At 42.4% G+C, this 12,105-nt stretch carries 11 protein-coding genes; 3 read left to right on the top strand and 8 right to left on the bottom strand.

The features are described 5' to 3' along the window. Window positions 1-28 precede the first annotated feature (28 nt). Together NST58_RS16805 and NST58_RS16800 are read left to right on the top strand one after the other, a co-directional pair. A complete protein-coding gene (locus NST58_RS16805; protein ID WP_076217678.1) occupies window positions 29-712 on the top strand; it encodes a metalloregulator ArsR/SmtB family transcription factor in 684 nt (227 codons plus the stop codon). Window positions 713-1,021: 309 nt separating this feature from the next. Then, window positions 1,022-1,834 (top strand): class I SAM-dependent methyltransferase, encoded by an 813-nt coding sequence (locus NST58_RS16800; RefSeq protein WP_076130506.1) that lies wholly within the window; start codon window positions 1,022-1,024, stop codon window positions 1,832-1,834. 92 nt (window positions 1,835-1,926) lie between these two features. Here the strand turns inward: NST58_RS16800 and NST58_RS16795 are convergent, their stop codons facing one another. Beyond that, a complete protein-coding gene (locus tag NST58_RS16795; RefSeq protein WP_076130505.1) occupies window positions 1,927-2,118 on the bottom strand; it encodes a hypothetical protein in 192 nt (63 codons plus the stop codon). Window positions 2,119-2,188: 70 nt separating this feature from the next. Here NST58_RS16795 and NST58_RS16790 point away from each other — a divergent pair, with 70 nt between their 5' ends. Beyond that, on the top strand, window positions 2,189-2,314 hold the full coding sequence (locus NST58_RS16790; RefSeq protein ID WP_303047864.1) for a hypothetical protein: 126 nt from the start codon (window positions 2,189-2,191) through the stop codon (window positions 2,312-2,314). A 351-nt stretch (window positions 2,315-2,665) separates the two neighbouring features. On the opposite strand, the gene NST58_RS16785 is transcribed toward NST58_RS16790, so the two are convergent. The 7 genes from NST58_RS16785 to NST58_RS16755 form a co-directional block, all read right to left on the bottom strand. Then, the gene (locus NST58_RS16785) at window positions 2,666-3,253 is read right to left on the bottom strand and encodes a DUF1349 domain-containing protein (RefSeq protein WP_076184931.1); all 588 of its coding nucleotides are present in this window, start codon (window positions 3,251-3,253) and stop codon (window positions 2,666-2,668) included. A 137-nt stretch (window positions 3,254-3,390) separates the two neighbouring features. Then, complete coding sequence (locus NST58_RS16780; protein WP_339243565.1) at window positions 3,391-4,401, bottom strand: phosphotransferase; 1,011 nt, start codon at window positions 4,399-4,401, stop codon at window positions 3,391-3,393. A gap of 312 nt (window positions 4,402-4,713) precedes the next feature. Next, entirely contained in the window at window positions 4,714-5,433 is a 720-nt protein-coding gene (gene treR, locus NST58_RS16775) for a trehalose operon repressor (RefSeq protein WP_036677129.1), read from the bottom strand. Window positions 5,434-5,597: 164 nt separating this feature from the next. Further along, window positions 5,598-7,568 carry a PTS system trehalose-specific EIIBC component gene (gene treP, locus NST58_RS16770; RefSeq protein ID WP_076303695.1) on the bottom strand — a complete coding sequence of 657 codons (1,971 nt, stop codon included), beginning with the start codon at window positions 7,566-7,568 and terminating at the stop codon, window positions 5,598-5,600. 50 nt (window positions 7,569-7,618) lie between these two features. Next, window positions 7,619-9,361, bottom strand: coding sequence for an alpha,alpha-phosphotrehalase (treC, locus tag NST58_RS16765; RefSeq protein ID WP_076303794.1), 1,743 nt, complete (start codon window positions 9,359-9,361; stop codon window positions 7,619-7,621). Window positions 9,362-9,708: 347 nt separating this feature from the next. Next, on the bottom strand, window positions 9,709-10,896 hold the full coding sequence (deoB, locus tag NST58_RS16760; protein WP_076278532.1) for a phosphopentomutase: 1,188 nt from the start codon (window positions 10,894-10,896) through the stop codon (window positions 9,709-9,711). Between the two features lie 20 nt (window positions 10,897-10,916). Next, complete coding sequence (locus tag NST58_RS16755; protein WP_339243563.1) at window positions 10,917-12,098, bottom strand: NupC/NupG family nucleoside CNT transporter; 1,182 nt, start codon at window positions 12,096-12,098, stop codon at window positions 10,917-10,919. Window positions 12,099-12,105 lie beyond the last annotated feature (7 nt).

Below are 12,105 nucleotides of genomic sequence, written 5' to 3'. Positions count from 1 at the left end.
ATTTAGTTGTTTCAGTAGGAGGTGCAACGTGAGCCGAAATCAAACCAAAAAGGATGTCTCAACCAAGACCCGAAGAGCGATCATTGATTTGTTAAAGCAACAAGGGGGAATGGATGTTATGGCACTCTCCTCCCAGTTTTCGCTATCTGGAATGGCTATTCGTCAACATTTGAATGCGCTGAAAGAAGAAGGGCTGGTTACTAATATAGAAGAGTCCCGTCCCATGGGGCGGCCCACCAAGCTATGGATCTTAACCCCCGCGGCCGATCGGTTTTTTCCAAGCGGATATTCGGATTTATCCGTCAGTCTGATCCATTCCATGAAAGAAGCTTTCGGAAATGAGGGGCTGGACAAGCTGCTGGCTGTTCGAAATAAGAATATGCAAGAACAATATCTTCAGCATCTTGGTGATACAGCAGACGTTAGAGAGAAGCTGGAGAAACTGGCCGAGATTCGAACAAATGAAGGGTATATGGCCGAGGTTAAGGAGCAGGATGATGGCAGTCTTTTATTCATTGAGAAACATTGCCCGATCTGTGAAGCTGCTGCTGTATGTACCGGGTTATGCAAAAATGAGTTACATCTATTTAAAACTGTTCTAGGTAATAATGTTCATATTGAACGGGGGGAGTACATATTAGCGGGAGGAAGAAACTGTGTTTATACGGTTAGACAAAATAAGCTCTTGTTTCCAAGCTGCCATGCCGAATGACCGCGCCACTAAGGGAAGGTGTTCCCGTTGAAATATTCATAATTTGAAGCGGTACCCTGCAGCGGTTTTACATATTGTAACAAATTCGTGGGGTATAACTTTCCTTTTCTGATACGGTCATATCATGCTTTATTTCACAATTGGGAATTTTAGTGGGAAATTTTGGATGGATATGTTCATGGGAAAATGGTAGATTATTCTATGGTTAATCCCTCAGCTTGTTCGTGTTCGATATATGTTATTGGGATTACGCGCAAGTCGGGAGATATGTTTAGGCTTATATAATCTATATTTGGGGCGGGTGTCTGCATGGACAAAAATTCTGGTTATAGAACAAATGTTATAGGCGCTGGTGAGGTTGGCGTTGCCATCTCGGTCGATATGGATACGAACACTATTCATGAAACAAACAGCTTATTTTGGGATACAAAAGGAAATGAAGTTTTAGGAGCTACTGCACTTCCTCTTTATGGAGCATTTGTATCGGAAGAACAATGCCAACTTTTTGGTGATGTCTCAGGGAAAAAGTTGCTGGAGATAGGCTGTGGAAGCGGTCAATCTTTGCAATATCTGGGGGAACGCAATGCATCTGAACTATGGGGTACGGATATAGCAGAGAACCAAATCGAAAAGACTAGGCAACTTTTGACGGAGCACGGTCTTTCAGCAAAATTGATCTGCTCACCCATGGAAGAAGAATGTGGCCTGCCAGAGGATTATTTTGACTTTGTATATTCGGTTTATGCCATAGGCTGGACAACTGACCTTGAGGGTACTTTTAGCCGGATTGCTTCTTACCTTAAAAAAGATGGATCATTTATTTTCAGCTGGTCTCACCCTATACACAAATGTGTTGTTGCAGAAAATGATATGCTTGTTTTTAAAAAATGTTATTTCGATGAATCTTGGTATTCAGTATCTCTTGATGAAAGTACGCTAACTTTATCGGATCGTAAATTATCAACTTATGTGAATGCGCTATCTAAAGCTGGATTTGTTATTGAGCAAATGATTGAGCAATCTGATGATGAACTTATGCAGTCGCGGGACGATAAAAGCGATTTTGCAAAAAAAGCAAAGATGCTTCCTGTAACTTTTGTAATTAAAGCAAGAAAACTCTAGCATCCGATACCTATTGAACAACCTTACAACGTAAAAATTATTTTTCTAAGCCGATCCAGAAAAGGATCGGCTTATTTGATAGCTTTTTAAGATCAATCTTGTCTGTTCTCAACAGATTTCATGCGGTTTTGATCATCTGGCACTCGGTCATTACTGAATTCCTGGCCTGCTTCTGCTTCACCATGACCGGAAGCACTTCGGGCAAAATTTGTGAACTGCCTCTTCTGCTCATCCAGCTTGTGTTTACTTTTAAGAAGCTCCTGCGGATCTTGATTTGTCATCATTATCACCTCGCAAAATAGATTCATGCTGTTTATTCGCACTACATAAGTTTTCCATAATAGGGCGGTGCTTATGCAAGATAAAAAAACTCCTGCTCACCATAAGCAGAAGTTTCTAAATGAAGTTCTAGTTAACGAAAAATATCAATTATTTTATGCAAAACAAGGTATTCCAAAACAACAATCCCACCGCAAATGAGTATAAAAAACTGAAGCCTTGCCGTATTCATTCTATCCTTCCAATACTCTCCCCGGAATAATGAAATGATGTTAGGTGTAAAAGTATGCCTAATCGATTCGCTATAATCATCTTTATTCACGAAGAACACGCGAAATAAAAATTTATATACTGGAATATTTAAGAACAGTAATAAAATGATCATCACAAGACTAAATGTCCTCGCCTCCCAAGATCCAATTATCCTAATTTTACCACATGGATAACTATAGAAATCGCAAACTGATGACAACTTTATAGCCGCTCATAAAAAAAGACCTTCCTTTTAGGAAGGCCCTTTTGAGTAATATTCACTTTCAGCTGCGTAAACGACTATTTATGCTCCAACCACTTACACTCTGTAATTTCCATTTCGGTGAAAACACCTTTAAATGAAGAATTCTCTGGGCTACAAGCATATAAGCCAAAATTTATTTCCTCATTCCCTTCAAACAAATGAAAAATACGCATCTGTTCAAATATAGTCCCGTCCAAAGAGCTTTCAATACAGAAATCACTTTCGCGTCGACTTAGTCTATAATACATAGTTTTAATGTTTGCATCGATATCAGTTGTTGCCCAATCTGAATATCCGTGATTTGTAACCACACTTCCAAGTCTTTGGAATTCCTCATTTTCATATTCTACCGATGCCTTGAACCAATTATCACTGTCCTGATAGATGACTATCCCACACTGCTCGTATCTATGTGTACTATCATAATCTGTTCTTACTATAAATGAAAAATACTTCTCAGCAGTTTTCATTAACAGTGCAGGTGAATTATCATTTCTAAAACCATAATAGGTTCGTTGCCAAAAATCTGTATTCGGCATCGTTACAAATTCAATCCTGTTTTCTGTAATAGAATAATCATTGATTGGATTTATCCAAAAAAGCTGTTCTTTATCAAAGTTCATTGCTCTACTCCTCACTTTTTATAAAGTTTTGTCAACCATTTTCATTGCTAAGATTCCAAATACAATTTAAATAGTTTTCAGCAGTTCATCCTAATAATACCATTTGAAAAATATAACGCACATCATTTTCTAATCTTTTATATTGAAATATCCAGAGAATTAAATAAAAAGGTTGTCCCGTTCACATAAGCTCTCAAAATCGCTTGAGCATATGGCTGCTCTTCAATCAACCCCTCGGTCTCAAGCGGATTCTCTGCATGAAAGCTATAGGCTTCGATTATCGCCATGACTAAGAAGCACTCTAGCTTCATTATATGTTCATCTTCCAGCTTCCTGATTCTCTGATATCCTTCGACGAAATAAGCTCTTTGTGTTGGGTATAATCCCATAATAGCCTGAGCTATATCGTAAAGATGATAGCCGAAGCCACACCTGCCAAAATCGATAGGATAAGGTTCATTATCCCGAAAAATGACATTTTTATTATGTAAGTCCGCGTGGATCATCCCATAATTTTGTTCATGTCTTGTGAACGTTTCGAGACAAGCTGCCACTTTAGTGGCGGCTGCGGAATACAACTTAAAACCCTCATCCGATATGAAATGTTTGCGATGTAGACTTAGGTGATCCCAGTCCCGTTTAAAGCTCAGTGCACCCCAAGAAGGACGAGTAAAGCCGCTGGAAGGACTAAAATCAGAGCTGGCCTCATGAAGCTTTGCCATCAATGATCCTGTTTTACGGATGCCCTCCTCCGTTAGTTCGCTTTTGTCTACATGCTTTCCCTCGACCCATCGCATTAAGCTCGAATAAAACCGTTGTCCGTCACACACCGATGTTTCCGTAATAAAGGCCCCTTCACGATTGATTACAGCTTCGGGCAAGAGGAGGCCCTTGCTCTTCAAAGCGAACAACCACTCAATTTCTGAAATGGTTCCTTCGCGTTGTTTGTTATCCGGGTGAATGCGGAGCAAGAACTGTTCCCCCACATCGCTTACAATGCGGAAGGTGACATGTTCGGATACTTGAATGAAGTGAATGGAGTTCCAGTCTATTTCATATTCCTGTAAAGCATGAAACGCCGCTTGTTTTACTTGCCTCAGAGTTCGGTGTCGGTTCTCCTCAGTATTGATCCGAAAGCCATTATTCATTGCTTATCTCCTTTGTCTACCATACTTCCATCATTTTAACAGTCTAGACGGATAGCTGTAATGATAAAGAATGAATATGAAAAGAGTTTTCTCTTTTTGACTCACCTATAAAAATAGGGAATTCATTGCCACTTAGGCATGAAATTCCCTACTCTTCAAATCTAATAAGATTCTTCTACAAGCGAAATTGCAACAGGTTCTGCTGGCCCTCATTGTTCGCTCCCCATATCCATACGTTTCCATCGCTTTTCAGAGCCATGCTATGCAAGGCACCAGCGGATACACTGATAACTGGGACACCCTCGGATAAGCTTATCGCCTCACCCTTCGAGCAAAATCCACGAACTGGAATTTATCCAGCCGGTGTCTAGACTCGGTATATTGGTAAAGCACCGTGTTCTCCAAATACACATAGTTTCGTACTACTACAATATGCGTAAAATTCTTCAAATCGAGCAGTCTATGATCCTCCTCGGTAGAAGGCTCAACGGATATCAGCTTCTTCGCATAACTGATCTTAAGTCCCAATTCCAGCTCCAGATATTCATAGATTGAGCCTTCCGCGATTTCCTCACTTAGAAAGGAAACAATATCCGCACGAAAATAATCCTTATCCAAAATGATCCGTTCACCTTCAATTTCTCTGGCGCGAACAACCTTCCAAATCAGAGTTTCAGGTGGAATCTGCAGATGTCTTGCGATTGCGGAGCCTGCCGGCTCTTGTATCGTCCGCTCTACCAGTGTCCGTGAGGCAGTACCCAGGGTATCGGCCATCTCTTTAAATGAAATCAAACCGGTAACAGGGAAATCCATTCGGGTCATGTCAAGCACAAAGGAGCCTCTGCCCTTAATTTTGTGAATATATCCTTCACGGAAAAGTAGATTCAGCGCTTTGCGCACGGTCTCTCGTGAAGTGGCGTAAGCTTCGGCGAGTTCACTTTCGGAAGGCAGCTTGGTTCCCGGCAGCAATTGTCCAGAATGGATTTGATTGCTGTATTCATTATAAATTTGCAAATATTTATTTTCTCTCAATTTTGATCACCGCCCTTTATTGTATCACGTCATGCCTTTGGAAGCATCGATTCAATTGGAGGGGAATTTATAGCGTTAAACATATAAATTCTTATATTTATAGAAAAACAGCCCCCAAGGGGCTGTCTTTCTAAAGTATAAAGTCTTTGCCAATATAGCCTTTATCAACCCTTGAGATGAATAGTCAAGATGCTTGTTTGTTTGGCCGTAGCTGGTCCGGTCTTCTCCTCGATCTTCTCGACCATCTCCTGACCTGCAGGAATGATGATTGGAGTAATCACCGGGTAACCTGCTGCGCGGATAGCTTCCATATCAAATTCTAGTAGAAGCTCTCCTGCTTGCACCTTATCACCAATATTCTTCAGGCTGGTAAAACCGCTACCTTTAAGCGCCACCGTGTTAATTCCAACGTGGATTAATACCTGAACACCGCTGGCATGCTCCAGTATAAGCGCATGTTTGCTCTTAATCACATGGGCTACTGTAGCATCAAAGGGAGCATATACTTTCCCTTCAGAAGGTTCGATTGCAATTCCCTCACCCATTTGCTTTTCAGCAAAGGCAGGATCGGGCACCTGTTCCAGCGATACTGCAGTTCCACTAAGCGGGGAGACAAGCTCCAGAATATTAACTGATTCCTGTGACCCTTGAACGGAATGACGGCTACTCAATTCCTCTGGTTCGCTCGTAGTACTAGAAGCCTCTGTAGCTGTGTTCTTTTCGGAACGACCCACTACAGAACGTCCGTACAATACTGTGGCGGCAAATGGCACAACGAGAACAATAACCATGCCAATAAAGAAAACGCCCCACTGATTCGGGAAAATCGAAAGGAAACCGGGAATTCCCCCTACGCCAATGGATGAAGCTCGAACCTGGTTAACGGTAAGGAGCATACCGGCAATTGCTGAGCCGATCATCCCGAAGATGAAAGGATAGCGATAGCGGATATTCACCCCAAAGATTGCCGGTTCAGTCACGCCGAGGAATGCAGAGACGGAAGACGTAGCCGCCAAACCTTTTGCCTTTTGTTCTCTAACAACGAACATCATCGCCAGTGCCGCAGCGCCTTGCGCAATATTGGAGAGCGCCAGCATCGGCCAGAGGAAGGTGCCACCCTCACTGCCGATGAGCTGAACATCGACTGCCAAGAAAGTATGATGCATCCCAGTGATGACCAGAAGTGCATAGAATCCACCATAGATCAAACCACCAAGGAGCGCAAAATGATCAAATACATAGATCAAACCCGAGGTGATAGCATTGGCAATGGCGAACGTAACGGGTCCGATAATGGTGAAGGCCAGAAAACCTGTAACCAGCAGGGTCACTGGAGCAACGACCAGTAGTTTAATGGAATCAAGCACCCGGCGGTTGAGGAACTTCTCCAGTCTAGCCAGAATATAGGCCGAAACCAGTACAGGCAATACTTGCCCCTGATAACCGATCTTCTCCAAATGCCAGCCGAACAAATTCCAGGTCGGAACGGTTCCCTCAGTTGAAGCACTTGCATAACTGTAGGCACTTAATAGATCCGGATGTACGAGAATGAGACCCAGCACGATTCCGAGTAGAGGACTGCCCCCGAAACGTGTAACAGCTGCCCAACCGATAAGGGCTGGTAAAAAGGTGAAGGCTGTGCTGGCAATCGTGTTAATAATCGCAGCAATGTCTTTCCATGCAGGATAGACATCTACCAATGACTTACTATCAAAAAAGATACCAGGTCCGGTCAAAATATTATTAATCCCAAGCAGCAAACCTGCGGTTACGATGGCCGGAAGAATCGGAATAAAAATATCAGCCAGTGTTTTGATCGCCCGCTGCAGTGGATTCTGTTTCCGTGCTGCCGCTGATTTCACCTCATCCTTGGAAGAGCGGGCACCACCAGTGATCTGAATCATTTCATCATATACTTTATCCACAGTTCCTGGTCCGATAACGATCTGGAACTGCCCTTGCGTAGAGAATTGTCCTTTTACGAGTTCGTTACGGTCCAGGGCTTCCGAATCCACCTTGCTCTCGTCATACAGCGAGAATCTCAGCCGGGTTACACAATGCGTCGCAACCTCAATATTCTCCTTGCCCCCAACCGCCCGTACAATATCTTCAACATTTTTGCGGTCTATAGCCATATCTTCACTCCTTACAAAATTGATGTGTGCTCCTTCTCAAGTACACCTCGTTAGCGGACTAACCACATGTAGGAAGCATAAGGACTAAGCTGAAGCTCTTGTGTTAATGATGGTGCATCTGCTGTATTCCCAATCAGAAGCTCGTCCTTACCACTTGGCGACAATTCAGTCCAGTGATTATCTTTAAAGCGGAAAGAGATCTCTTTACTACTGAAGTTCGAGACCACAACAAGTGTCTCTCCAACTCCTGTTCTGGCGTAAGCGAAGACTTCAGGATGTCTTTCATCGAGTCTCTTGAAAATACCTTCTATGAATACTCCATACTCCTTGCGTAGTGCAATCAGTTTGCGGTAATGGTGGAAGATGGAATCAGGGTTTTCCAGTTCCTTTTGCACATTGATGTCTGGATACCGCTCATCTACCTTCAACCATGGAGTACCAGTGGTAAATCCGGCATTCCGGCTGTCATCCCACTGCATCGGCGTACGTGAATTGTCCCGCGAACGCTCCTGTAGAATGCTGAGGGCAACCTCCGGGCTTTTCCCCTGTTCACACAGAATGCGGTACATATTTAGTGACTCAATGTCGCGGAACTCATCGATACTTTTCCATACCGGATTCGGCATACCGATTTCTTCCCCTTGATATACATAAGGTGTTCCCTGAAGGCCATGCAGAGTTGTCGCGAGCAGCTTGGCGCTTTCCACACGGTAGACCTTATCATCAGTGAATCTGGAAAGAGCACGCGGTTGATCATGATTGTTAAAAAATAGTGCGTTCCAGCCTCCGCCTTTCTGCATTCCGGTCTGCCACTGCGCAAACAACCGTTTCATTGCCTCGAAATCATAAGGCATCAGTTCCCACTTCTGTCCATTCGGATAGTCGACTTTTAAATGATGAAAATTGAAGGTCATGGAAAATTCCCGCTCTTCGGGACTTGAGTACCGGATACAATGCTCCAGTGTAGTTGAGGACATCTCTCCTACAGTCACCATCTCAAACGGACCAAACACCTCTTCATACATTGCTTTGATGTATGCATGGACCTGTGGACCGTCAGTATAGAATTTACGTCCATCCCCCGGTGGAACACTCCCGTCATCGTTAGGGAAGCGCTGATCTTTGGAGATTAAATTAATTACATCCATGCGGAAGCCGTCGACACCCTTTTTAGCCCAGAATAACATCATATCATTCACTGCTCTACGTACCTTCTCATTCTCCCAGTTCAGATCCGCTTGGGTTTTATCGAAGAGAGTAAGATAATATTGTCCCGACGCTTCGTCGAACTGCCAGGCAGGCCCCCCGAACTTCGACTGCCAGTTGTTGGGTAAACCGCCGTCCGGAGCCGGGTCCTTCCAAATATAGTAATCACGGAAAGGGTTGTTCCTGCTTGAAATGGACTGTTTGAACCACTCATGTTCAGTCGAGGTATGGTTAACCACGATATCGATCATTAGCTTCATTTCGCGTCTATGCAGTTCCTGTATTAGCTCGTCAAAATCCTCCATCGTACCGAAATCCGGGTTAATATTTTCATAATCTGCTACATCGTAACCGTTATCATGTTGCGGCGAAACATAAACCGGCTGTAACCAGACAATATCGATTCCAAGCTTCTGCAAATAATCTAATTTCTCAATAAGTCCTTTAATATCTCCTGTTCCGTTGCCTGTAGTGTCCTTAAAGCTCTTCGGGTACACCTGATACACCGTGGAGCGGCGCCACCATTCCGAATACTGGGACTGACTCAAGTTGAACACCTCCAAAAAGAATTCCTTTATTTCAACCATTAAACCTGTATATACAAGTTCAAACACTTCACACAGTTTAAACCTGTATATACAGGTTGTCAATACTATAACTATAGAAGGAGTGGTATGAGTAGAAACTAGATTATTTATAACGTTGTATTAGAATGCGATTCATCGAAAAAAGGGTTAACGACAGGTGGCTCTAAAATTAACCCCTTTAATAATTGATTATTACCCTAATATTTGATCCGTAATAACAAAAAAAGCCGCTTTCTCGGCAGCTTTTTAGATACAAAGATATGTAGATAAAAAAACAAACAGGATACCTTTTACTAATACAAGTTAGGTATCCTGTTTCTATTCAAAGTGTCTATTCAAATTATAGTTTATTTAAGCTCCTGTAGGAGGCTCTTACCAAATTGGGGCATGGTCACAACAAAGTTATCAGCAACTGTTGCTCCAATATCCGAAAAAGTCCTCGATATAGGCAGCTCCCCTTGTCGATTGAAACTCTTACTGTAGAGGAGTAAAGGAACATATTCACGGGTGTGATCCGTACCCGCATGAATGGGATCATTGCCATGGTCTGCCGTAATTATAAGAAGATCATCTTCGCATAGTTCTGCTAGAACTTCATGTAAACGATCATCAAATTCTTCCAGCGCTTTCCCATACCCGATCGGATCTCTACGATGGCCATAAAGTGCATCAAAATCAACAAGATTCAAGAAGCTAAGTCCTGTAAAATCAGTATGAAGGGTCTCCATGAGTTTATCCATGCCATCCATGTTAGACACTGTTCTGAAAGACTTGGTGACACCTTCCCCATCGTATATATCTGAGATCTTGCCAATCGCTAGTACATCGAACCCGGCATCCTTGAGCTCATTCATCACGGTTCTTCCATAAGGCTTCAAGGCATAATCATGACGGTTCGATGTTCTTTTGAAATTTCCGGGCTGCCCGAGGAAGGGTCTAGCAATCACTCTGCCTAGCATGTACTCCTCACGTAAAGTAATCTCTCTGGCAATCTCACAGATTTGATACAGTTCTTCCAAAGGAATAACCTCTTCATGAGCCGCAATCTGAATCACGGAATCTGCAGAAGTATAGACAATGAGTGCGCCTGTGTTCATATGCTCTTGTCCAAGCTCATCGAGAATAGCTGTACCACTAGCGGGTTTATTCCCAATCACCTTTCGTCCTGTTCTTTCTTCTAATTCATTAATTAATTCATAAGGAAACCCTTCAGAAAACACTTTGAAAGGAACATCAATTCGTAGGCCCATGATTTCCCAGTGACCTGTCATCGTATCCTTTCCATTAGAAGCTTCCTGCATTTTGGTCCAATAAGCTAAAGGGCGCTCCACTTTGGGAACTCCGGGTATTGAGTCAATATGACTTAACCCTAGCTTGGATAACGCAGGAACATGTAGCCCATTCATTTTTTCTGCAATATGCCGTAATGTATGTGATCCTGCATCCCCAAACTTTTCAGCATCTGGAGCTTCACCAATGCCTACAGAATCCATAACGATGACGAAAATCCGCTTAAACCGGGGTGTTTGTTTCATGTTAATACTCCTTGCTACAACTAGAATATGATACCGATAATCAAAGCTGATAAAACGCTTACAAGTGTGGCGCCAAATAACAGCTTTAATCCAAATCGTGCGACGATATTCCCTTGCTTTTCATTCAATCCCTTCACTGCACCCACAATGGTACCAATCGACCCAAAGTTAGCAAATGAGATTAGAAAAACGGAGACAATGGCTGTAGTACGGCCACTTAAACCTTCTTGAATCTTAACAAAGTCAAGCATAGCAACGAATTCATTCGCAACAAGCTTTGTCGCCATAATACTACCGGCCTCAACAGCTTCATACCATGGCACACCGATAAGAAAGGCGATGGGTGCAAAGACGTAGCCTAACACTCCTTGGAACGAAATTCCGAATATGCCACTGAAGACCCCGTTAATCAAAGCAATGATTCCCACAAAACCAACTAACATTACCCCAACTACTATGGCTACTTTAAAGCCATCCATAATATATTCGCCTAGCATTTCAAAAAACGTTTGTTTTTCTTCTACCTGAACTTCAACAATATCTTCTTCAGGTGTAACTTCATACGGATTAATGATGGATGAAATGATAAATCCGCCAAATAGGTTTAATATCAATGCAGCTACTACATACCGAGGTTCTAGCATCGTCATATAGGAACCAACGATTGACATGGATACCGTAGACATTGCAGACGCACATAATGTATACAAGCGATGTTTTGGCAATAGTCCAAGCTGGTTTTTCACCGAAATAAATACTTCATTTTGTCCGACAATTGCGGCTGCAACTGCATTATAAGATTCCAATTTACCCATGCCATTTATTTTACTCAGTACCAGTCCAATATACTTTATAATGAATGGCAGTATTTTGTAATGTTGCAAAATCCCTATCAATGCTGACATAAAAACAATGGGCATCAAAACATAAAGGAAAAATGTATGCGCCCCTTCATTTGCAATGCCGCCAAACACAAAGTCAGTACCTTCATTGGCGTATCCAAGTAATTTTGCAAAACTATCAGCAAACCCTTTAATCAAAAATTCTCCAATGCTCGTTTTTAGGATAATTAATCCCAAACCTATCTGAATAGCAATCATTAAAATGATTGGACGATATTTAATCTTTTTCTTATTGTTACTTCCTAGCCATGCCAGTAATAGAACAATAACCAGACCAGCAATAGAAATTAGATAATGCATTTTTAGC

It is taken from the genome of Paenibacillus sp. FSL R10-2796 (assembly GCF_037965315.1).
GTDB lineage: Bacteria > Bacillota > Bacilli > Paenibacillales > Paenibacillaceae > Paenibacillus_AQ > Paenibacillus_AQ odorifer.
The sequence above is the reverse complement of the archived record's forward strand: the minus strand, read 5'-3'. Positions and strand labels throughout refer to the sequence as shown.